A 21,815-nucleotide genomic window follows, 5' to 3' on the forward strand; every position below is an offset into this window, starting at 1 on the left:
GTTTTTAGTTAGTTATACAGGGTGTTTTTAAAATGCCATATCCTATAACCTGCCAGATTTCTGATTTGGCAGGTTTCCCATAAAAAGAGCTACTCCTTTGAGTCGGCTCCTTTCTATTTTAACCGTTAAACTCGTATGTTATGAGAAATCTGTTTTTAATTTTTACACTTTTTATTCTGGGTGCTACCAAAAGCTTTGCCCATTTTATGTGGATCGAAACCACCGCAAAAGGAAAAATCAATACGCCACAGGAAGTGCGGGTTTATTTTGGCGAATACGGACATGATGTTCGCGAAAAAGTAGGCAGTGATACTTTTAATAAAATGAAACGTTTCACGCTTTGGGCAATCGCACCAAACGGTGACAAAACAAAACTGGACGTAACACCTTCCGATCTTTTTTACAAGGCTTCCTTTACGCCAAAAACAAACGGAACCTATACTTTTATTCTGGATAACGATAAAATCGAGGTTATTGATTTTACCAAATACAATTTCGGAATTTTTAAAACCCATTACCATGCTACGGCCAAAACAACCGTAGGAAATGGTTTTACGGATAGTGTTTCTCAAAATCCATCGGGTTTATCGATAGCCGACATTTCTAAAAAAGCAGGGGAAGTAACACTAAAAATCACCTATAAAAACGAACCGTTTGCCGAAAAGGAAATCGATTTGTTTATCCCGGATCAATGGTCCCGAAAAATCAAAACCGACAAAAACGGAACGTTAACGTTTAAAACGCCGTATAAAACGCAATATGTGGTGGAAGCTACTCAAAAAGAAGAAACACCCGGAAATTATGAAGGCAAAGAGTATCAGTTTATCTGGCATAGTGCTGTTTATACCTTACCAAACTAATTGCTAAAAAACGTTTTCCAGGATGACTAAAAAGAAGAAGAAAAGTGACTTTAAATATTGGATTGGAAAAATGCATTTGTGGCTGGGACTGGCTTCCGGCATCATTGTACTTTTTCTTTCCGTAACCGGCTGCATTTTTGTATTTAACGAAGAAATTTCCAATTGGCTTCGGAAAGATGTACTATATGTAACCGAAAAAGCCGAAAAGACACTTCCGGTTAGTCAGCTATGGGAAACTACTCAACAGCAACTTGGAGAACGCATTAAAGACGCATCGATTGTTGTCTATAACGATCCGGATAAAGCCTGGACCTTTCGCAGTTATAAACGAAAAGACAAGCCCGATTCGATTTTTCATTTTGGGAATATCGAATATTACCAGACGGTTTATGTGAATCCGTATACCGGGAAGGTTTTGGGTGTTTATGATGAAACCACTGACTTTTTCAATATTGTAAAAATGCTCCACTGGAGCTTACTATTGGAAACGGAAATTGGACAACCCATTATCGGTTGGGGTACTTTTACTTTTGTAATCATGCTGATTACCGGTATCATTTTATGGTGGCCCAAAAACAAAGCCGCTCGTAAACAGCGGGTTTGGTTTCAGTGGAAAGCCACTACACAATGGAAACGTAAAAATTACGATCTGCACAATATTCTGGGTTTTTATATTGCTTCGATAGCGATTATAATTGCGTTTACCGGAATGGTATGGGCTTTTACCTGGTTTCAGGCGATCGTTTATGTTGCCGGTTCGGGAACGACCGCACCACCTGATGTTAAAACCGAAAAATCGGTCGTAACAAAACCGGGAACAATTTCGGCATTGGATACAACACTGCTAATCTGTCGGGAAAAATACCCCTCGGCAAGCGCCTATAATTATGGAAAACCAGCCGGTGCAACAGATGTGATCAACGTATATGTACAACAAGTAGACGGTGCATATTATATCAATCATAATTTACAAGTTGATCAGTATACCGGTAAACTGTTATCACAACGGGATCACAGTGCTAAAAATTTTGGAGAGAAACTCATCACCGCCAACTATGATATTCACGTGGGGGCGATTTTGGGAATTCCCGGAAAAATACTGGCTTTTATTGCCTGTTTTATTTGCGGTATGCTCCCGGTAACCGGATTTTTAATCTGGTATGGAAGAAATTTTAAAAAGAAATAAAAAAAGCCCTAACGGGCTTTTTTTATTTTTAAGGTTTTCCCATTAACTGTTGTAATGGTTTTAACTGCTCCATATCGATGTTTCCTTTTTTCATCAATCCGAATAAGGCCATTACATCGTTTGGATTCATATTATCTCCGATGATGCGCGCTACGGCAAATCCGTTATCGCTCTTACATCCGTACAGTACAAATTCGCTGATATGGTCGGTATCGCCAACGAAATAGATCGCAGCACCATCTTTTCCATTTCCGGCTTTTACCAATTCCTGATACGTCGGATCTTTTAAAATTTCTTTTACTTTACTGCGTTCCACATCAAATTCCTGTTGGTTTTTACCATCGGCTTTAAAGGCCAGTACATTCATTTTTTTGAAGGATTCCAGCGCTTTTTTCTCCTCCGCCGAAAGTGCCACTTTATCCACATTGATAATGCTCGGAGAAATATCAACCGCTAAAAATTCTTTATTATCCGTATTTTCTACAAAATATTTCTGTAAACTCGGTTTGGTTTCACAACCGGTCAGTGCTAATGAAAGTACGACCAATAAGGCTCCTATTCTTTTCATAATATCCGTATTAATGTTAAAAAAACCTGTTCACCAAAGATGAACAGGAATTTTGATTTATATTATTTCTGTGATGCTTTTTTTAATGACTCTCCGCCAGGAAGTTTCATTTTTTCGGTTAAGGCTGAAATTTCATCCAAATCGAAGTTACCGGTTAATGACATCAATACGGTTTCATTTCCTTTTCCGCTTCCGCCTTCGATATACATTAACAACTCTTTAATCTGACTGCTGGTTGCTCCTGATTTTACGTAGATTTTTACGTTTTTACCGTTATCATTAACCCGCATCAGTTCTTCCAACGGATTCGCTTTCAAATAGGCCGTCACACTGCTTTTCATTTCCGAAGCGGGTTTGGCACTAGTGGTTGTATACACTTTCAGGTTGTCCAGTTTTTTTAGTAAGTTAATGTACACCTGCGTTTGTTTGTCGGAGGCATCCATTTTTACTTTACTCATCATTTCGAACATTTTCTTATTTACCACTACAGACGTGACATCGTCCTGATCGGCAAATTTTTCAAAAGGCGATTGTGCAAATACCATACTTGGCATGATTATTAAGGCGATCGCTACTACTATTTTTTTAACTATTGTTTTCATACTGTTTTTGTTACTTGTTGTTTTTATTTAAAAATTGTTTTGGTGGTTTTTTCGTATTCTTTCATGTACCCCATACCTTTTACGCCGAGATTAACATTTTGCGACACCATTTCGAGTGCTTTTTGCGTTTCCTTATAAGCCACTTCCGGGTTTTCAAATGATCCGAGGTCCTGTTCCTGAGGTTTTTGGTTCAGAAAGGTGAAAAGTCCAAACAAAAGCGCGACGCTCGCAGCTACAGAAATCCACGCCACATATTTGCGTTTTCCTGGTTTTAGTGGAACTGTTTTTGTAAACTGTTCGTCTTTTGCCTGGGCGAAATAGCCAAACATTGCGCGATACTGCTCGTGATGTGGCGCCACATCCGGTTGCGAAAAGTAATTTTTCAACTCTTTTTCTTCGGCAATACTGGTTTCACCTGAAAAGTATTTTTCGATTAACCTATCCATTGAATTGAATTCCATAATTGTGTTTTTTAACCAATTGTTCTCTTATTATTTTTCTTGCTCTCGATAATGCTACCCGGACTGCTGTTTCGTTCATGTCCATAATTTTAGCGATTTCCGAGAATTCATATTCTTCCACATCTCGTAACTGGAGAATTAACCGTTGTTGTTCCGGGAGGTCTTCCATCATTTTTTCGACCCAATTCCAGCTATCTTTATCTTCCAGTTGCTTCTGAGCACTTGCCGTACCATCGGAATAGTTATTGTGGACAATTTGCAAATTGGATGCTCTTTTCGATTTTAACTGATCCAGACAATAATTTTTAGTCATTGTCATTGCAAAAGCCTCTACACTATTATAATTCGACAGTACGTGGTTATTTTTCCATAATTTCACCAAAACTTCCTGAGTCGCGTCTTCCGCTTCTTCAGTACTCACAAGCAAACGTTTCGCCATCCGGAACAGTTTGTCTTTAAAAGGAGAAATTACTCTGATAAACTCCTGTTGATTCATAATTTGGGGTTGGTTAGTTTTGGTTTATATAATGAAGACGAACACGGATTTGTTTTGTTACAACCGTTTTTTAAATTTATTAAAAATAATAAAAAAACAGGTGGAAAAGACGATTCCCACCTGCTTCAGAAGCAAAATCAATTATGAGTGATTCACAATTAACTTTCTATTTTTTCATGCTTTACAATAAAAAAACACTTAAAACCAACCTCTAATTGTTTCTTTATTGCACTTTATTTTAGTTTTATATGTTTATAGTATTTATTTTTTCAAAACAGTATGGTTTATTGTTTCCCCGTTAGGAAAATTGATTTTAACAAAATAAACGCCCGAAGTTCCTTCTATAGGTACTATTTCAGTTGGTTTCTGAATTATTTTTTGCGATACGATTTGGCCGAGGCTGTTATATACCGTAGCGGTGGCGGCTTCAAATAGTACCTCTCCAAAGTCGATAGTTATATCGCGATGGGTTGGATTCGGATAGACCATTATCTTCTTTTTCAAATTGCTATCATGAGTACCTAGCAGACATACTTCTGTACCTACTTGATTTGGCAACACTCTATCTGCTTCTTCATCAAAAATTGCCGAGAAATCATTAGATTCTTTACCATCGAGCAATTGTCCATAATCGTTAGCTCCCCAGGTAAAAAGTCGGTTATCTTCACTAATAGCTGCCGAAAAATTTTCACCAACAGCAACTGCTTTCCATTTATGCTCATTTCCAATCTGGATAAAATGTTCTCTCCTTTCAGTAGTGCCATCGCCTAATTGTCCAAAATCATTATCTCCGACACTCCATAAACTACCGTCTTCTTTAATCATTAAAGCGTGATCGTCATAGTCACTGTAAGCTAATTCCACCCAAAGTTTTGTATCATTCAACTTTATCAGGTTTCCATTTTCACCTCCCAGATAAGAAATTTCATTACTTCCCCATCGCCATAAAGTTCCATCTGTTTTATACCCAAAAAAATATCTTTCAGTTCCCGTAATACGTTTCCAATTGTATTCCGTTCCAACCTGTTTGATTCCATCAACAAGTACCTTTTTCAGATCCGGTTCTCCTACTAATCCCCACTTCCATAGCGATCCATCTTCTTTTACAGCCCTATTACCTTTTATTCCGGCAAAAACACTCGTCCATGTTGAATCTGTTCCTATTTGAACCGGCGACAACTCTTCAAAATTCGTTATCCAGGATCCGAGTTGTTTGTCTTTATTTAATCCCCATCCCCATAAAGTTCCATCTGTTTTTAATCCCATGCAATGATAGAGTCCTATTGAAATCGATTTCCAGTTGTTATCGGTTCCAATCTGAACCGGGCTTAATCGCGATGTCTTAGTTCCATCACCAAGTTGTCCTGAGAAATTAGTTCCCCATCCCCATAAAGTTCCATCAGATCGTATTGCAAGATTTATATCCTCTCTAACAAAAATCTGCTTCCATGTCATATCTCCTATCTTATGGAATTTTTTTTTATTTTCTACCGTTCCATCACCTAATTCTCCGCCATCGTTACTTCCGCCTGTCCACAGATACCCTTTATCATCGAGTACAACAACATGATGCTTCCCCGTTTTAACTTGTTGTATGCACTGCGCAAATCCAATAATAGAAATTAGTTGTACAGCAAAAACAAAAATTATTTTTTTCATGATCAATAATTAATTATTCGTTACTATTAAATTGTCGTTCCTCAAAATCTTCTTTTGAACGTTTAAAAGACTTTCGTGGGGCTGGTTTATTCAGAATTTGTCTTTTATAGACGTTTACTTTTTGTATTAGCAGTACGTTTTTAAGCAAAAATAACCATAACAAACTATCTATAAGCACTTTAGAATTACACCAAACCTCATTGTCCTTTTTTCGACATCTTTTGTCTATAGTTTTCCGATTTGTTTGTATCGTCGCTTTTATTCGATCCGATTGGGAGTTTGATACAATTCCAAGTATTTATGACGATTTAAAAAAATAGAAATCCACTTGTACAAACTGACTACGATCTTTAAAGCTGCTATCGTCTAACTGTCCGTTTTCAATTTTTCCGGTTGATCCTATTTTATTGTTGCTAATTATAAATCCGGTCTGAAATTATCATAAAAAAAGCCGGTAAAACGAATTGTTCACCGGCTTTTAGATCATTTATAAACAGATTATCGTATAATCAGTTTTTTACTTTCTTTTTGTGTTTCATTTTCCAAAACAATCAGATACGTACCTGTTGTTAAATCGGACACGGAAATCTGTTTATGGTCTCCTTTTTGTAGTTGTTTTACCATACGTCCGTATAGATCGTAAATCACAATTGTTGTTTCTTTTTCGGAACGAATGTTTACGATTTCACTGGTCGGGTTCGGATAAATTGCAAACAGCTCGTTAGTAAAATCTTTTGTATCCAGTGTTGCCTGATTGATCACACCAACTGCATCTAGGTCGAAACCACCGGAACCAAACGGTGTTGGATACGGATCGTTCACTATATTTCCGAAGCTGTCGCGGGTTGCATATTGCGGATCGATCGTTCCCACTACGTCAATTACTTTAACATGTGTAATTCGATCTTTATTCAACAACGGATTATTCGGGATATCCGACAAATCGAATGGCGTACCAAAATTGGCTCTGTATTTACCGGCCAGATTATTGATATAACGACAGTCTATATTTCCGAATCCATTTACCTGTGTATCGGTTTGTGTTTCGCTATGTGCCGGGAAACGGAAAAAATTTACGCCATCCGAACTCACTTCTACAAAAGCCAATTCTAAAAAAGTATCCGAAAAACTATTTTCAAAAACGGCAAAATCAAATCCCGGTCCGTTGGCAATGGGTTGTGCAAATGTCAATACCGCACTACCACCATCACCTAAGCTTACGATTCCACTACCGTCGGCAGCGCCTGTAGCCAATTCTGCGGAACCGATAGTTGCCAATGGTCCGCTTGGATTAATGATATCTTGTGGCCCGCGAACCACAGTAGCCGCAGTAGCCCATGCAACAAACTGAGAACTACCGGCCGCAATTGCCGTTGATCCTTCCTGTCCCGCCGGTGGCGCATAGGATTGTGCATTACTAATTGCTGTTAACCCCAGCGAGGCGATAAGTAGTATTTTTTTCATTGTTTTGTATTTATTTTTTGATTTTCGATGCAATGCACCTAAAAAATAAGCTACCTATATAAGGTAGCCTACTTTTATAATTTCAGTTTTAATTATTGAGATAGAAACCATTTGTTCCTATACCGGTCTCTTTTTGTACTAATATCGCTCCCGTAGTACTAAAAACAGTAACCTGACTTCTGGCTACAAAACCTTTGGCGTCCGAAACATAAATTCGTCCGTTAATCGCTGCAAAACCATAGAATGTCGAAAAGTCGTTATCCGCAACCGTAAAAATTGGCGTTTCACTTACTGTCGTTTCATTCAATCCTACACGGTACACGCCATTACCTTTGGTAAAATAGACCACTTCTCCATCGATATCCATATTACGGGCATTTGCCAGAGAAACCGGAAACGTACTGGTTCCAACAATCTGATTATTCGCCGTATTAATTGCATATAATTTGGTTTCGGTAGTATTTCCGCATAACGCATATAACTGTGTTCCTTTGGCTTCGATAGAATTCAAACCATCAACCACTGTTAACGTGGTGCTAATGGTATTCGTAGCAGCATCGATCACTGTGATTTCATTTCCGGTTCCGAAAGAAGCGTTTTGAAGGTATACTTTTCCGTTAACAGCCACTACTTTTTCAACCGTTTTATTTACCGGAATCGTAGCTAATTTTGCAAACGTTTCCGTATCGTATACTGTCACATTTTTCGAAACAGCATTGGTCACATAGAGTTTCCCGTTGATAGCAGCACCATAACGCGGCTGACTCAATCCGTCGGTAATCATTCCCAAAGAAGCAAATGTATGACGGTTGACTACTTCAATTTTATTTGAATTGTTGATCACAATAAAAGCCTTATCACCATAAAGCGCCATGCTCTGCGCTACATCTCCTAAAATTTTACCCGGATTAACCGCTGGAAAAATACTCGCCTGAAAGTCCTGGAAGTTATTCGACAGGAACGATACCGAAGCATTTGGCGTCATAAAGTTACCTTCGTTCAGCATAAAAACACCGTTATCATAGGCCTCCAAAGGTGTTTCCACCACAATGTCTTCGCTTTTGCTACACGCAGCAAAAGTGAAATACAAAAGGAGTAGTGCTATACTACTGCTCCATTTTATTTTATACCCTTTCATCACCGGATGTTATTCGTATTAGTTATTGAAATAGAAACCGTTTGGCATTACCCCTACGGTATACGTTCTCTGAAGTGTTCCGGCCATGTCGTAAACGGTTACTTTTCCGTTTGCTACATAATCGATAGCATCACCTACGTAGAATTTACTGTTTTGTGCTGCAAAACCGTAAACAGTAGTTGCTGTTGCAGTGAAAACCGGTGTTGTTGGTAAAGCCGCAGCACCTAGATCTTTTTTATACACTCCTTTACCTTTCATAAAGTAAATGCTTCCTGCTTCGATATCCATAAGAGCTGGATGCTCACCCGCAGCAAAAGTAAGCGACTGCGCCAAAGCATTGGTCGCCAGGTTTACTGTTACCAGTTTTGCACTTGTTTCGGTACCCGACCAAGCCGGTTTTCCGGAACATAATACATATAATTCGTTATTGTTTATTTCCATAACAGACGGCACATCACCTACGGTAATTGTAGTCTGCACTACATCAGAACTATTGATCAACGAAATTTTATCATTAAAACTATAGCCTCCTTTATGTGCTACATATAAAGCGTTATTATAGGCTACGATTTGCTCCGGTCCTTCCACTACAGCAATATTTCCTGTAATCTGATTGGTTGTAAGGTTTACGATTGCCACATAATCATCAGTAGTTACTCCGGCATCTCCCCAGTTGGTTACATATCCTTTTCCATTGGCAAAAGCGATATATCTTGGGTTTTGTAATCCGGTTTGGATGGTTGCCACACTTTCGAAAGTATAACGGTTCACCACTTCAATTTTGTTGCTTCCGTTTAAAACGATATACGCCAGGTCTCCGTTAAATCCAATACTCTGTGCTGTATTTCCCAAAACTTTTGTTGGGTTAACGGTATTGAAAATACTATTCTGGAATAAGGTTGGGAATTCAGATGAGATATAACTTATTTCTGCATTCGGGGAACCGAAATTTCCTTCGTTCACTACCAGGACACCTTTTTCGTAGGCACCTTTAGACACGGCAGCCGGTGCTTCTTTGTAAACGATTTCCTCATCGGTACAAGAGGCAAAAAATACAGCTGTTAAAAGGCCTAAACCAAGTAATTTGTTGATTTTCATTTGTTTTAAAAAATTAAAGTTAGGGTTACATTATAGTTTCTGCCCGGCATTAAGCGACTGGCAACACTTTCATATTTTTCATTGGTCAGGTTTCGAACCTGCGCACCAAGGCGGTAGGTGTTTTTCTTTCCGATACGGTAATCAATCCCAAAATTGGACACCAGATAGTCTTTTACCATGTATTTCGGATCGTTGTCCGATAAGGTAAATACCTCGCCATTATATAATGTCTGGTAATAGGCTCCAAAATTTTTAAAGGCATACGATACCGCTCCGGTCAGTTTATGATAGGGTACATAAATAAGCTGCTTATTCGTATTTTCATCTTCCGAAACCGTATAGCCATAGGTTCCTTTTAATCCCAACTCATGCAATCCGAGTTTATGGGTGTAATCCAATAAAACTTCCGCTCCGTACGACTGCACTCTGTCGGTGTTTACCGGCGCCCAATAGCCTTCACTCGTAGGAAGCCAACGCAACATGTCTTTTATTTTCATATAATAAGCGGTAGCCGTCAACTGCAATCCACCAAAAGTAAACTCTTGTCCGAAGTCAGCCTGATAGGCACTTTCCGGTCGAAGATTCAGGTTTCCGCCCGGTTTCCAATAGAGGTCATTAAACGTCGGAATACGGAAATTATGGGAACCGTTTAGTTTTACTTTATACCAATTGGTAACGGCATAGGTCGCTCCGGCCGAAAACAAAAACGGACTTTGATACGCATCGGTAATTTCTTTTCGTCCGCTTACTTCGTAGGTAAACGCATCGGATACCTTATGCTTAAACAACACTACTCCGGAACCAATTTTGCGTTTGGCTTCACCAATACCTTCACCTTCTCCATCATTGATCGTATAATCGATAATGGCGTTTAGTTTTATGTTTTCGGTGATGGCATATACCACATCGTATTTGGCGATAAAGGTCTGCACTTCCCCAAACGAAAAGTTATCACTTTGGATATTGTCGTAATATTGATAACGTTCTTTTAGAAAAGCCGCTTTCACATTCGAGGTAAATTGTCCTGCGCTATTGGTCCACACCAACAAATTCCGACTGTTGGCATTGCGGTATTTGGTTCGGATCGCATTTTCGGAAGTAATGGAAAAATGCCGTTCGTCTTCGTAAAACTGACTGTATAGTTTCAGGATGTTTTTATCGTTGATCTTATAACCGATATTGGCATTGACCGTCGCATTATAGTATTCGCCATTGGTATTTTTTTCGTCCGATCCGACAAAAGGATAATCGTTGTCCGAACTGTTGCGACTAAAACTGATTTGCGTATTCCATTTTTTAGTTCCGGCATTCAGACGGTACTGTGTATTGATCGTATTAAAACTACCATAACCCAGGTACAATTCATTCTGAAAGGCTTCGCGGAATCGGAAGTCGGTATTTAAGTGAACCGTTCCTCCGATGGCACCACTTCCGTAGACCACACTTCCCCCACCCGATTTTACCGAAATGGAGTTAAAATCGCGCGTGGTTACCGTATTAAAATCCGTCTGACCCAATAGCTGGGAATTGATATTGATTCCGTTCCACAACACGGCCGTTTGTTGCGCCGTAGTTCCTCTAAATGAAGCCGACGACACCATTCCGTATCCGTTTTCTTTAAAATAGATCACGGAATTATAATTTAAAAGTGAAGTTAAAGCCGGTTGATTTTGTTGTATAATCGAATCGTTTAGTTTTAAAACGGTTTGCGACACATTATTATCACGTAGCTGAACGTCCGAAACGATCACTTCATTCAGGTTAATAGTATCGTTTTGGGCCAATAGCAACTGACTCAAAAACAGAAATGCGAAAAGTAGTTTTAATCTCATAGTCTTAACAAGCCTTTTTTCCCGAAAGCTTTTAATTATTATTTACTAAGGCAGGTCTCCTGGCTTGCGTCCTGTGGTTCACCTTCCCGTAACGATACGTTACAGTGGTCGAAGCATAACAACAGGCATTCTCCGGTTTTTCGGAAGAACAAAGCTCACAGTTGCGGGTACAGCTCAAGATTATATCCATAAATCCGGACGGCACTTGATTCCCTTTTAATATACTCAGCGAATCGCTTAAGTATAACCATAATACGTTGCAAAGATAGTCGTAAGATTGAAATTATCTAATCCTAAAACCTTTTTTTTGCATATCCTACAAAAATACATCGAAAATAAATTTATTTTTGCAGAAACCGCAACCGCCATATTATGAAAAAAATAGCGCTTTTAGCTTTACTTTCTCTGGGATTACTAACCGCAACCAGCTGTAAAAAAGAACCACAAACTTCCGAAAAAACAGTGGCTACCGGAACCAACAGTATCGAATATGCCAAAGGACTTTCCCTTTATCAGTACGAAGGATACAGCGTGGTAAAAGTGACCAATCCGTGGCCGGATGCAAAAGAAGGTTTTACCTATATTTTACAGGAAAAAGGTGGAATTATTCCGGACAGTCTTCAGAAATATACCACGATTGCAGTACCGGTACAATCGGTTGTGGTAACCTCAACCACTCATATCCCAGCATTGGAATTATTAGGCGTGGAAGACAAACTGGTTGGTTTCCCGAATACGGATTATATTTCTTCCGAAAAAACACGAGCGCGTATCGATGCGAAAAAAGTAAAAGAAGTCGGTAAAAACGAAAGTCTGAATACCGAAGTGATGATCGACCTCGATCCGGGTGTTGTCGTTGGTTTTAGTATCGACAGTAATAATAAAACGTATTCCGCACTGGAAAAAGCCGGTTTAAAAGTAGTATATAACGGCGACTGGACCGAGCAAACCCCATTAGGGAAAGCCGAATGGATCAAACTAATTGGTGCTTTATTCGGAAAAAACAAAGAAGCCGAAACTCTGTTTAACAACATCAAAAAAGACTATACCGAAGCACAGGCCATAGCCAAAAACACCACAAAACAACCTACCGTATTTAGCGGCGCGATGTATCAGGATACCTGGTATTTACCGCAAGGCGACAGTTGGGCGGCCGTTTTCCTAAAAGATGCCAATGCCAATTATTTATGGAAAGACTCCAAAGGAACCGGAAGTGCTTCCGTTTCGTTTGAAGCTGTTTTTGACAAGGCTCAGAATGCCGATTTCTGGATTGCGCCGGGCGATTATTCATCGATTAAAGAATTATTAGATGCCAATCCGCATTATGCACAATTCAATGCACTAAAAAACAAACAAGTTTATTCATTTGCTTTAAAAAGAGGTCCAAAAGGCGGTTTTATGTATTTTGAACTGGCACCAACCCGTCCGGATCTGGTTTTAAAAGATATGATCCGTATTGTACATCCGGAATTACTACCGGATTACCAACTGTATTTTTTCCAAAAATTAAAGTAATTTGATCGCTACCAACCGCCATAAACTGTTATTCGGATTACTGGGAATTACCCTGATCGTACTTTTTCTGATCAATATCGGAACGGGTTCTGTTTCCGTACCTTTAAAGGAAATCCTAAACAGTCTCACCGGTAATGAAGTCAGTAAAAAATCGTGGGAATATATTATCCTGAATTACCGTCTACCCAAAGCCTTCACCGCTATATTGGCCGGAATGGGCTTATCGATTAGCGGTTTGCTAATGCAGACCTTATTCCGCAATCCGCTGGCCGGACCTTATGTTCTCGGATTAAGTTCGGGAGCGAGTTTGGGAGTGGCGTTTGTCATCTTGGGCGCTGGAATTTTACCGGTTTTTTTACGCGATCTGCTGGTTTCCTCCTACGGCATCGTAATCGCTTCTACATTGGGTAGCTTTTTGGTTTTAATGGCCGTTCTGTTTGTATCACGTCAGTTACGAGATACGATGGCGATACTGATCGTTGGTTTGATGTTTGGAAACTTTGCCTCGGCCATTGTTGGCGTACTAACGTATTTCAGCACCGCCGAACAATTGCAAAAATTTACATTCTGGTCGTTGGGAAGCCTTGGAAACCTGTCGTGGACTTCGATCACAATACTTTGTACCACCGTGTTTATCGGTATGCTGTTAAGTCTTATCAGTATCAAGCCCTTAAATGCGTTGCTTTTAGGTGAAAATTATGCCCGTAGCCTTGGGATCAACTTTGGAAGAATCCGTTTTATCATTATCATAGCCACGAGTTTATTGGCCGGAAGCATTACCGCTTTTGCCGGACCTATTGCTTTTGTCGGACTAGCCGTGCCACATATGGCCAAATTGTTGTTCCAAACCAGCAATCATGCCATATTATTTTGGGCGACTTTAGTATTAGGCGCGGCGATTATGCTTTTATGCGATACGCTTTCGCAAATGCCGGGTAGTGAAATGACCTTACCGATTAACGCCATCACGTCACTGATCGGTGCTCCGGTGGTGATCTGGTTATTACTCCGAAAACGCAAAATGATCAACTAATGGAGACCCTACAAAACAACATCCTAACAGCTTCCGGTCTGACCATTGGTTACAAAACCAAAAAGGCCACCACCGTTATCGCCGAACAACTGCAACTGGAATTACCATTAGGGAAACTCATCACGTTAATCGGTAGTAATGGTATTGGAAAATCGACCTTATTACGCACCCTTACCGGGATTCAGAAACCGTTGGAAGGAACCGTTTTACTTAACGATAAAAATATTAGCGCTTACGATCCGCTTGAACTGGCGCAACATCTAAGCCTGGTACTTACCGAAAAACTACCGCCGAGTAACCTTAGTGTTTTCGAACTGGTAGCACTGGGTCGGCAACCGTATACCAACTGGCTTGGTACGCTTTCTGATGACGACATCGCTCAGGTTAAAAAAGCTTTGGAACTCACCCAGATCTCACATCTGTCCGATAAAAGACATTATGAGATTAGCGACGGACAATTACAAAAAGTACTCGTAGCCCGTGCGCTGGCTCAGGATACGCCGTTGATCATTCTGGATGAACCGACTACCCATCTGGATCTTTTACACAAAGTAACCTTGTTTCAACTTTTAAAACGACTGGCACACGAAACCGGAAAATGTATTTTGTTTTCCACTCACGATATCGACCTGGCCATACAACTTAGCGATGAAATGATTGTGATGTTACCGGGAACCGTTTTACAGGATACGCCGTGTAACCTAATTGCGAATCAGATATTTGATCAGCTTTTTAAAGACGAAAACATTGTATTCGACAGCGAAAAAGGGAAGTTTATCATTCGCTAAATCCAATTCGGTTTTGTAATTTTAACCGAACAAAAAAAATTATCATGAACTGGAAAACCCCAACCACTGCTCTGATATTAATGCTAACCAGCAGTATTGCTCAGGCGCAACTCAAAACAATCGATTATTCCGATGGTAAACAAGCCCTTCAGGGTTTGATGGCCACTCCTAAAAAAGCAAAAGCCAATAAACCGGGTGTCCTGATTTTACCTGCATGGATGGGCATTGATGCCAATGCAAAAGAAAGCGCTCAGGAATTGGAAAAACTGGGTTACTACGCTTTTGTAGCCGATATTTACGGTGTGGGCAACAAACCGGAAAATACCAAACAGGCCGGAGAACGCGCCGGTTTTTACAAAAAGAATCCGTCGGAATATCAAAAACGCATCCGATTGGCCATGGACGAACTGGTAAAACAAGGTGCCAATCCGAAAGAACTGGCCGTAATAGGGTATTGTTTTGGCGGAACCGGAGCCATTGAAGCTGCACGGGCAAATTTCCCGGTAAAAGGTATTGTCTCTTTTCACGGTGGATTAGGAAAAGAACAGGGTGAAAAAACCGGATTGATCCAACCAAAAGTACTGATCCTTCACGGTGCCGATGATCCGTATGTACCGGAAAGCGACATTAAAAGTTTTCAACAGGAAATGCGCGATGCCAAAGCCGACTGGCAGATGGTGTATTATGCCAATTCCGTTCACGGTTTTACGCATAAAGATGCCGGAAGCGATAACAGTAAAGGCGTAGCCTATAACGAAAAAGCAGCCAAGCGTTCCTGGAAAGCCATGCTTGACTTTTTTGATGAGATTTTTAAATAAAGTACAAAAAAACCTGTCCGGTTTTGGAAACCTGACTGGTTATAATTAATACGAAGACCTGTCAGGTTTTAGAAACCTGACAGGTCTTTTTTTATAGAATGATCAAGGTTTTATTATCCCTTTTGTTCGTAATCGTAGTTCACCATCCAGTGGATTCCGAATTTATCGGTAAACATTCCGAATAAAGCCCCCCAGAATGTTTTTTCCAAAGGCATGGTTACTTTTCCTCCGGCTGAAAGTCCTTCGAAAATACGTTTTGCATCCGCTTCCGAATCAGCATTGATTGAGATCGAAATATTATCCCCGGCTGTAACAGCATGTCCGCCGCAACCTTCAGATGTATCACTTCCCATTAATACCGTTCCGCCAATTGGAAGACTTACGTGCATGATTTTTTCTTGTTCCGATTCCGGAATAGGTTGTTCGGAAGGCATATCTTTAAACTTCCCTTTGTATTGGAATTCACCACCAAATACCGATTGGTAAAAATCAAACGCCGCCTCACAGGTACCGTTGAATGTTAGATAAGGATTTACATTTGCCATAATTTTGTTGTTTTTTGTTGTTTTTTGTTTGGAACCTCAAATGTAGCCAATATTCAAATCCGACGCGTAAACTGCTCGTTATTTTTTAGGATGATCAACTGGTGATTTTTTAGTAAAAAAAATGCGCTATTATAGTGATTCCGGCAATTCAAAATGTGCTACTTCGCGCACTGCTCCGGCTTCGAGATTTTGTAGTGTTATAGTTCCAATTCGCACGCGAACGAGACGTAACGTTGGAAAGCCCACAGCCGCTGTCATTTTTCGTACCTGACGGAATTTCCCTTCGGTTAACGTTATCGAAACCCAACTGGTTGGTCCGTGTCGTTCGTCGCGGATTCTTCGTCCCACTCCTATATAATCCGGTAATTCGGTTATACCCCTCGCTTCACAGTTTTTTGTAGTGTACCGCGTTCCTTTTACCCCGATTTCGACGCCCTTTTGCAAGGCTTCGACTGCTTCGGCCGTGATGATTCCGTCTACCTGAGCATAGTATTCTTTGGCTACGGTTTTGCTACGCACTCGTTCACTCATCATACCGTCGGTTGTGAGGAGCAATAAGCCCTCCGAATCTTCATCCAGTCGTCCAATAGCCATTGTTCCTTCCGGAAAAGCATGGAGTTCACCCAGTAGTTTTTTATGTCGTTTCTTTTCATAAATAAACTGACTCAGATAGCCATGCGGTTTGTGGATCAGGAAATGATGGTGTGCCATAACAGTGGTATTTGCGGCAAAAATACACTTTTTTAATCGTATCGATTAGCCGGAAATCGTTAACTGTGCTTTCTTTTCGCGTGCCAATACCGAGGTGTAATAACTACACAACAGGTCGTATAATATCATTTCACACTGACGGTTATTGGAATCAAACAAACGATTCATCATCATATGAATATGACTACCCAACACATCGTCCAAACGTTCCGGTTCCAACGCTTCCCGTATTTTATTCGCCGCAACCAAAATCGTATGATCTCTTTCCTGAAGCAATGCTTTTAGGTCGTTTGAATCGGGATCGCTTTTCATAAAACGATCGATTTCATTTTTATGATTCCGGTATTTGGTACTCAGGTCTTTTTTAGTCGCCGCATTTACCTGGAATTCCTTAAAAAATCCTGCTCTAAGATGTTCGACCAGGTTTTTCCGCGCTTCCCTATCATAACCAAACACGTCCAGAAACGAATCGATTGCCGCCATTCCGACCATCCATCTTTCATTATCATTATCGGTAAGCTCCAATACCGTAAGCAGTTTCACAATGCATTCGCTATCGTGAAAAAAGAGTGTTTCGGTTTCTTCCATTACCATTTCCCCATAGCGGCTTAATTCCCGTTCGTAGGTTTCGGTTTGGATTTTCCAGATCGTATGCTGATCTGATAAATGACGAAAGGTATCCCGAAAAGCGAGAATTACCATTCCGATATGCTCCGGTTGCGTAAGATGCAATCGCAATCGCAGGTGATGTTCCGGATCGGCATAGCGGATAAAAAACCATTTGTCGATTAATCCGTCGCGTAACAAACCGGTTACCACCGTATAAAAATGGTTGTACAACACCGAATCGGTTGTTGCAAAACCGGTATAAATCTTATAATACAGCCATTCTTCCCCTATAAGAAACGAGGCTTTAACATTGTTCTCCATTTTGTTTCTTTTTAAGATCCGGTTTTAAAAAAAGAAAAGATAAACTCATTGGCAAAATACTCCGTTTCGTTTCCACCTACCAGCGTCACATCGGTTCCCAGAAATTCTTCCAGCTCGAACACGCTTTTTTTCGCAACAGCCGAAACCAACATCTGAAAGGACGTCAGGTTTTCCAGATTTAATAATAACTTATTATCCCCTTCAACCAAAAAGACATATTGCGGAATTTTTCGTTCGTCCCGCCATTGGGTAACTTCCGCCAAACCGGAGATGGTATCGATTTCTTTTAGTTTTTCAAATTCTTTGCCCAATACTTTCCATTTGGCTTTCGACAGGATAATGGTATCATATTCCACTCGTGGCAGAAAATTCGATTCGTCGCGGTGAACGCCCCAGTTCAGATACAAACCGCCTCTTTTACCCTGCGCCTGTAAATCGCATAGGAAATGATAAACCGGCAATGCGTTATAACTGTAATTATGCGCATTTGTGAGTCGCGGTAAAACTTCTTTATTGTGCTTACGGGAACGCAATACGATCCGGCCGCTTTTTACCGAAACGCTTAAATCGGTTATCGGAAGCTGATTTTCTAAGGGTTTACCCGAAGTTGCCAGATACGGAATTTCAAATTGTCTGAAATCCGGTCGCATCAGCACATTTCCAACTCTGTTTTCGGGTAGGTGAATGATTTCCGATACTAATTTATCCGGATTTAGTTCTTCTTCCGCCCGAATAATAGTCCGTGCATGTTTGTCCATTTCCGGATCGCCCAAACAGAAACGTCCCATCAGATTGGCCGCGCCCGATCCGCCTACCGATCGAATCACCAACTGCTCCGAGGTTTCCCCTTTTACCACTTCAGCAACGATCGAAAAGGTATCCGGAAGATCGTTCCATCCGGCTTCGGTTCCTTTTAAATCGGCTTCCTCGATCCGGATTACGTTGCTTTTATTTTCCCGGGCTTCCTGCATTTTCCGATATAAAATACTATCGAGTGCCGTCCAGCGTACTTCTTTTCGTTTTTGTGTTCCAACATTCGGCACACGGATATTATGCAACAGCGTATTGATTCCTCCTTTGTAATTATTTACCGGATAACCAATACCCAATTCATTATCCAATACCAACGATAACGGAACCTCCCGGTCTTCGTAACGTTGCCGGAATTTTTCGATAAATTGCTGTAATTGCGGATTTTCATTTTTGGGCGTTATCCGATTTAATACGGTGATCGCCTTTTGTAGTGGAACCGTTAAATCCTGTGCCAACACATTCCGACTGGCGTTCAGAAACATATCCGTTTGAAAAATAAACTTTTCATCAAAAGGGATTTCAAACCGGCGTAGTGTTTCGATCAGATCATGATAGCGTTCCGGATCGTTCCCTAAAGTATGATCAAGTGCGTCTATTTTTACAGCTACTTCTTCCAATAACGCCACCTGTGCTTCCGCTCCTTTTATTTTTTTAAGAATGTTAAGCGTTTGTCCGATAAATTCCGTGCCCGAAACCGAAAGTTCCATTTCACTAACCAATATCTGATTATCGATTAACTCGTCGATAAATTCCGTTGCTTCCGCTTGGGTAATTTCATCGGAAACCAATGCCTCAGCCAGTGTCGCTTTTAAAACACCCGCTTGCGCCAGTTTTAGACAATCCCGAATATAATCCGAGCCTTCAATCTCGATCAGATGATGGATGCGGTTTCCGTTTTTATACAGACATTCCACATAGCGGATATGATCACCTATAAAATAGAGACTGGAATTCGGATAATACCGCAGTTGTTCCCGGATCGACGGATTGGTTGTAAACGATTGATTTAACGCTCCCACAAAATTCATATCCAAACGGGTATGGCGTTTATTTTGTGTATAATCGGTATTTCGGATAGCACTTTCTTCTGCAAAAGTTCCTAATCCACAACCGGCAAAAAGCCCAAAAGGAGTCGATCGGGAAGCCATTCGGGTCAGGTATTTCAGGAAAGAGAGACGAATTTTTTGGATCTCTTTTGGATCCTTACTATTTCCCGACACCCATTTTTCTATTTCGCGGTATAAAACCGGCGAAGCCAGAAAAACGGCTTCTTTTACAACCGGGTTTTCAAATTGTTTTTTTATGTTTTCGTCCGATACCTCTTTTCCGGCAGTCAGTTTTAGAAAATGATCAACTGGAAGTAAAGGTGTTCTTAAGACGTAATTATCAAAGTTTATATAGGGCGATTTTTGTTCCATGTACATTGTGTTGAATCGTTACAAACTAAGGAATACCGCTTTGTCAACCAAAGGCGCTCCCATTGGAGAAAGTGTTGCCAGATAGGCCGTAGCGACTCCCGAAAGCCCTTCGAGCAACGAACTGTCGTTTTCCTTACGTTCGCCTCCATCATAAAGGCAATATCCTATTTCGGAATCGGTTCCTGTTTTATAATCGTATGTTTTTTGCAGCCAGTAGTCCGCGGTTTCCCGGAACATTATTTCGCCGGTACGGTCGTAACTGTTTTTAAACAGCAATGCCAATCCGGCCGTTCCGTGACACAATCCGGCGTCGTGGTGCATCGTTTCAGCGATCAATCTCCGACCGGCTACCTGTTTTAATTTTGTTATCGTTTCCGCCTGTAAAGCCTCATCCTGTAAGACATCCGCCAATAATAAATGCGTATATAAAATCCCAAGATCACCGTAACACCAGGCTACTCTCGATGTTTCCGGTTTTGTCGTCCCGTTTCGATAATCCTCTTCCAACAACATCGTCGGATAATACGATTTTATAGTTCCTAATTCCTGCGTATTGTGGCGGTAAAAATTCAGACTTTCTTCCAGCAATTTTCTACAGGTATCCGTTTGGATATTGTGTTTGATACATTTACCTAAAAAGTATTGGATTCCGGCATTTCCGTGTGCCAATCCGAAATCAATTTTATAGGTTTTTGTTTTAAAAAAATCGAACGTACTCCAATAACAGCGATTTTCTTCTCTTTTAGCGGTGACATTCAGACGGTCGATTACCTTTTCAGCATAATCCGCCTGTCCTTTTTCAATAAAATAAAGTGCCATTCCCATCGCACCATGTAGTATATCCACATGATCTTCATCGAGATTATCATCCAGATGCTCTGCGATAATTTCGTCAATTTCTTCGATAACTTCTTTATAATCGGCAATATCGATATGTTTCTCTGCTGCTAACTGGTACAAAAGGAATGCATAACCAGCCAAACCACCGCTAAAAGACGGATAAAACGCTTCACTTTCCGAAAGTATAGTATATACTTTATCAATATATTTTGTGAGAATGACAGGATCTACTAGTTCCGGAAATTGCTTCCGGATAGCTGTCAGCGTAAGAATAATCCCGGGTAAGCCGGTATGTAATGCGATTTGGGCGACTTTATTATCACGAAAAAGCAATGTTTCATTTTGCAGATACGCCGCTATTGTATTCAGTTCCTTATAACTATCAAAATTCATAAACAAAAGTAGGTTCAAGGTCATTATTAAATGCAAAACCGTTGAAGAACCGGTATTCTCCAACGGTTTAAATAGCACAATTTTACACTATTGCATATTACAATGCATTTATACAATTATAAATGCGATGGTGTGCAATCGCTATTTATGCTACGATGCTCTTTTTACATCTCTTCCCAAGTATAGGTCGGACAATAGTGATGTGTCACACATTCGATTTGTATACTTACACAATCCCTTCTTGTTAATTTTACACCACAAGGCTCCGGATCTGTCCATTTTACTTCCGTTGCGAAGCTGGCACATGTTTCGTTTGTTCCACCACCCTGGATGTTTGCTTTTTCCTTATCCGTTAAAACGGAAACTACTTTCTTTTTTAAATTTAATCGTTTCATTGTATAATAAATTTGATTGGTTGCGGTATTTAAAATGGTTTTACCGCTTCGAAAATGTTATCTTCGACCTGGTAACAACCCTAAAAAAACAATGCATTTTGAACCATTAAAATTTCTAACGAATCGCATTTGATACGACCAAAAATCTTGTTTTTTTCAAATTTAGGAAGTAAAAAAATAGGTTCTTATTCGTTTTAAGGGTAATTTTACCCGTTTTTTATAGGATAATATTTATTTTTTATATTTTTAAGA

Annotated in this window: 21 protein-coding genes and 1 riboswitch; of the genes, 6 read left to right on the forward strand and 15 right to left on the reverse strand. The window is 40.2% G+C overall.

The annotated features are described in order from the left end of the window. Positions 1-140: 140 nt before the first annotated feature. Complete coding sequence (locus AAFN64_RS13545; protein WP_347760813.1) at positions 141-860, forward strand: DUF4198 domain-containing protein; 720 nt, start codon at positions 141-143, stop codon at positions 858-860. A 22-nt stretch (positions 861-882) separates the two neighbouring features. Continuing rightward, positions 883-2,046: a PepSY-associated TM helix domain-containing protein gene (locus AAFN64_RS13550; protein WP_347760814.1), complete on the forward strand. Its 1,164-nt coding sequence runs from the start codon at positions 883-885 to the stop codon at positions 2,044-2,046. Positions 2,047-2,074: 28 nt separating this feature from the next. On the opposite strand, the gene AAFN64_RS13555 is transcribed toward AAFN64_RS13550, so the two are convergent. The 9 genes from AAFN64_RS13555 to AAFN64_RS13595 form a co-directional block, all read right to left on the reverse strand. After that, positions 2,075-2,614: a DUF4252 domain-containing protein gene (locus tag AAFN64_RS13555; protein WP_347760815.1), complete on the reverse strand. Its 540-nt coding sequence runs from the start codon at positions 2,612-2,614 to the stop codon at positions 2,075-2,077. 62 nt (positions 2,615-2,676) lie between these two features. Then, positions 2,677-3,216 (reverse strand): DUF4252 domain-containing protein, encoded by a 540-nt coding sequence (locus tag AAFN64_RS13560; protein ID WP_300489538.1) that lies wholly within the window; start codon positions 3,214-3,216, stop codon positions 2,677-2,679. Between the two features lie 23 nt (positions 3,217-3,239). Next, positions 3,240-3,677, reverse strand: coding sequence for a hypothetical protein (locus tag AAFN64_RS13565; protein WP_300489540.1), 438 nt, complete (start codon positions 3,675-3,677; stop codon positions 3,240-3,242). Beyond that, positions 3,655-4,173 carry an RNA polymerase sigma factor gene (locus AAFN64_RS13570; RefSeq protein WP_300489542.1) on the reverse strand — a complete coding sequence of 173 codons (519 nt, stop codon included), beginning with the start codon at positions 4,171-4,173 and terminating at the stop codon, positions 3,655-3,657. The genes AAFN64_RS13565 and AAFN64_RS13570 overlap by 23 nt, the downstream gene beginning before the upstream one ends. A gap of 261 nt (positions 4,174-4,434) precedes the next feature. After that, a complete protein-coding gene (locus tag AAFN64_RS13575; RefSeq protein ID WP_347760816.1) occupies positions 4,435-5,832 on the reverse strand; it encodes a T9SS type A sorting domain-containing protein in 1,398 nt (465 codons plus the stop codon). A 498-nt stretch (positions 5,833-6,330) separates the two neighbouring features. Then, on the reverse strand, positions 6,331-7,296 hold the full coding sequence (locus tag AAFN64_RS13580) for a T9SS type A sorting domain-containing protein (RefSeq protein ID WP_347760817.1): 966 nt from the start codon (positions 7,294-7,296) through the stop codon (positions 6,331-6,333). A gap of 88 nt (positions 7,297-7,384) precedes the next feature. Beyond that, entirely contained in the window at positions 7,385-8,434 is a 1,050-nt protein-coding gene (locus tag AAFN64_RS13585) for a DUF5074 domain-containing protein (protein ID WP_300489549.1), read from the reverse strand. Positions 8,435-8,452: 18 nt separating this feature from the next. Next, positions 8,453-9,532: a DUF5074 domain-containing protein gene (locus AAFN64_RS13590; RefSeq protein ID WP_347760818.1), complete on the reverse strand. Its 1,080-nt coding sequence runs from the start codon at positions 9,530-9,532 to the stop codon at positions 8,453-8,455. Positions 9,533-9,537: 5 nt separating this feature from the next. Next, positions 9,538-11,364, reverse strand: a complete 1,827-nt coding sequence (locus tag AAFN64_RS13595; protein ID WP_347760820.1) for a TonB-dependent receptor — start codon at positions 11,362-11,364, stop codon at positions 9,538-9,540. 31 nt (positions 11,365-11,395) lie between these two features. Beyond that, positions 11,396-11,631: riboswitch (cobalamin riboswitch) on the reverse strand. A gap of 105 nt (positions 11,632-11,736) precedes the next feature. Between AAFN64_RS13595 and AAFN64_RS13600 the strand changes: the two genes are divergently transcribed. Genes AAFN64_RS13600 through AAFN64_RS13615 form a run of 4 tightly spaced genes read left to right on the forward strand, consistent with a single transcriptional unit; the run spans position 11,737 to position 15,518 of the window. Beyond that, positions 11,737-12,879 carry an ABC transporter substrate-binding protein gene (locus AAFN64_RS13600; RefSeq protein WP_347760821.1) on the forward strand — a complete coding sequence of 381 codons (1,143 nt, stop codon included), beginning with the start codon at positions 11,737-11,739 and terminating at the stop codon, positions 12,877-12,879. A 1-nt stretch (position 12,880) separates the two neighbouring features. Continuing rightward, positions 12,881-13,912, forward strand: coding sequence for an iron ABC transporter permease (locus AAFN64_RS13605; RefSeq protein WP_300489561.1), 1,032 nt, complete (start codon positions 12,881-12,883; stop codon positions 13,910-13,912). Further along, positions 13,912-14,700 carry an ABC transporter ATP-binding protein gene (locus tag AAFN64_RS13610; RefSeq protein WP_347760822.1) on the forward strand — a complete coding sequence of 263 codons (789 nt, stop codon included), beginning with the start codon at positions 13,912-13,914 and terminating at the stop codon, positions 14,698-14,700. Before AAFN64_RS13605 ends, AAFN64_RS13610 begins: the two co-directional genes overlap by 1 nt. A 44-nt stretch (positions 14,701-14,744) precedes the next feature. Further along, positions 14,745-15,518: a dienelactone hydrolase family protein gene (locus AAFN64_RS13615; protein ID WP_347760823.1), complete on the forward strand. Its 774-nt coding sequence runs from the start codon at positions 14,745-14,747 to the stop codon at positions 15,516-15,518. 113 nt (positions 15,519-15,631) lie between these two features. Here the strand turns inward: AAFN64_RS13615 and AAFN64_RS13620 are convergent, their stop codons facing one another. The 6 genes from AAFN64_RS13620 to AAFN64_RS13645 all read right to left on the reverse strand — a co-directional run bounded on the left by AAFN64_RS13620 (position 15,632) and on the right by AAFN64_RS13645 (position 21,563). Beyond that, positions 15,632-16,063, reverse strand: a complete 432-nt coding sequence (locus AAFN64_RS13620; protein WP_347760824.1) for a VOC family protein — start codon at positions 16,061-16,063, stop codon at positions 15,632-15,634. A 129-nt stretch (positions 16,064-16,192) separates the two neighbouring features. Continuing rightward, positions 16,193-16,774: a pseudouridine synthase gene (locus tag AAFN64_RS13625; RefSeq protein ID WP_300489572.1), complete on the reverse strand. Its 582-nt coding sequence runs from the start codon at positions 16,772-16,774 to the stop codon at positions 16,193-16,195. Positions 16,775-16,819: 45 nt separating this feature from the next. Then, complete coding sequence (locus AAFN64_RS13630) at positions 16,820-17,704, reverse strand: thiopeptide-type bacteriocin biosynthesis protein (protein WP_347760825.1); 885 nt, start codon at positions 17,702-17,704, stop codon at positions 16,820-16,822. 11 nt (positions 17,705-17,715) lie between these two features. Next, positions 17,716-19,935: a lantibiotic dehydratase family protein gene (locus AAFN64_RS13635; protein ID WP_347760826.1), complete on the reverse strand. Its 2,220-nt coding sequence runs from the start codon at positions 19,933-19,935 to the stop codon at positions 17,716-17,718. A gap of 18 nt (positions 19,936-19,953) precedes the next feature. After that, positions 19,954-21,168 carry a lanthionine synthetase LanC family protein gene (locus AAFN64_RS13640; RefSeq protein WP_347760827.1) on the reverse strand — a complete coding sequence of 405 codons (1,215 nt, stop codon included), beginning with the start codon at positions 21,166-21,168 and terminating at the stop codon, positions 19,954-19,956. Between the two features lie 164 nt (positions 21,169-21,332). Then, on the reverse strand, positions 21,333-21,563 hold the full coding sequence (locus tag AAFN64_RS13645) for a hypothetical protein (protein ID WP_300489584.1): 231 nt from the start codon (positions 21,561-21,563) through the stop codon (positions 21,333-21,335). Positions 21,564-21,815 lie beyond the last annotated feature (252 nt).

The sequence above is a fragment of the Flavobacterium sp. CAU 1735 genome (assembly GCF_039888695.1).
Lineage (GTDB): Bacteria > Bacteroidota > Bacteroidia > Flavobacteriales > Flavobacteriaceae > Flavobacterium.

What these genes read in the sequence shown, in the direction of transcription:
- AAFN64_RS13545 (WP_347760813.1), top strand. Translation starts at nt 141, where the DNA reads ATGAGAAATCTGTTTTTAATTTTTACACTTTTTATTCTGGGTGCTACC.
- AAFN64_RS13550 (WP_347760814.1), top strand. Translation starts at nt 883, where the DNA reads ATGACTAAAAAGAAGAAGAAAAGTGACTTTAAATATTGGATTGGAAAA.
- AAFN64_RS13555 (WP_347760815.1), bottom strand. Translation starts at nt 2,614, where the DNA reads ATGAAAAGAATAGGAGCCTTATTGGTCGTACTTTCATTAGCACTGACC.
- AAFN64_RS13560 (WP_300489538.1), bottom strand. Translation starts at nt 3,216, where the DNA reads ATGAAAACAATAGTTAAAAAAATAGTAGTAGCGATCGCCTTAATAATC.
- AAFN64_RS13565 (WP_300489540.1), bottom strand. Translation starts at nt 3,677, where the DNA reads ATGGAATTCAATTCAATGGATAGGTTAATCGAAAAATACTTTTCAGGT.
- AAFN64_RS13570 (WP_300489542.1), bottom strand. Translation starts at nt 4,173, where the DNA reads ATGAATCAACAGGAGTTTATCAGAGTAATTTCTCCTTTTAAAGACAAA.
- AAFN64_RS13575 (WP_347760816.1), bottom strand. Translation starts at nt 5,832, where the DNA reads ATGAAAAAAATAATTTTTGTTTTTGCTGTACAACTAATTTCTATTATT.
- AAFN64_RS13580 (WP_347760817.1), bottom strand. Translation starts at nt 7,296, where the DNA reads ATGAAAAAAATACTACTTATCGCCTCGCTGGGGTTAACAGCAATTAGT.
- AAFN64_RS13585 (WP_300489549.1), bottom strand. Translation starts at nt 8,434, where the DNA reads ATGAAAGGGTATAAAATAAAATGGAGCAGTAGTATAGCACTACTCCTT.
- AAFN64_RS13590 (WP_347760818.1), bottom strand. Translation starts at nt 9,532, where the DNA reads ATGAAAATCAACAAATTACTTGGTTTAGGCCTTTTAACAGCTGTATTT.
- AAFN64_RS13595 (WP_347760820.1), bottom strand. Translation starts at nt 11,364, where the DNA reads ATGAGATTAAAACTACTTTTCGCATTTCTGTTTTTGAGTCAGTTGCTA.
- AAFN64_RS13600 (WP_347760821.1), top strand. Translation starts at nt 11,737, where the DNA reads ATGAAAAAAATAGCGCTTTTAGCTTTACTTTCTCTGGGATTACTAACC.
- AAFN64_RS13610 (WP_347760822.1), top strand. Translation starts at nt 13,912, where the DNA reads ATGGAGACCCTACAAAACAACATCCTAACAGCTTCCGGTCTGACCATT.
- AAFN64_RS13615 (WP_347760823.1), top strand. Translation starts at nt 14,745, where the DNA reads ATGAACTGGAAAACCCCAACCACTGCTCTGATATTAATGCTAACCAGC.
- AAFN64_RS13620 (WP_347760824.1), bottom strand. Translation starts at nt 16,063, where the DNA reads ATGGCAAATGTAAATCCTTATCTAACATTCAACGGTACCTGTGAGGCG.
- AAFN64_RS13625 (WP_300489572.1), bottom strand. Translation starts at nt 16,774, where the DNA reads ATGGCACACCATCATTTCCTGATCCACAAACCGCATGGCTATCTGAGT.
- AAFN64_RS13630 (WP_347760825.1), bottom strand. Translation starts at nt 17,704, where the DNA reads ATGGAGAACAATGTTAAAGCCTCGTTTCTTATAGGGGAAGAATGGCTG.
- AAFN64_RS13635 (WP_347760826.1), bottom strand. Translation starts at nt 19,935, where the DNA reads ATGGAACAAAAATCGCCCTATATAAACTTTGATAATTACGTCTTAAGA.
- AAFN64_RS13640 (WP_347760827.1), bottom strand. Translation starts at nt 21,168, where the DNA reads ATGAATTTTGATAGTTATAAGGAACTGAATACAATAGCGGCGTATCTG.
- AAFN64_RS13645 (WP_300489584.1), bottom strand. Translation starts at nt 21,563, where the DNA reads ATGAAACGATTAAATTTAAAAAAGAAAGTAGTTTCCGTTTTAACGGAT.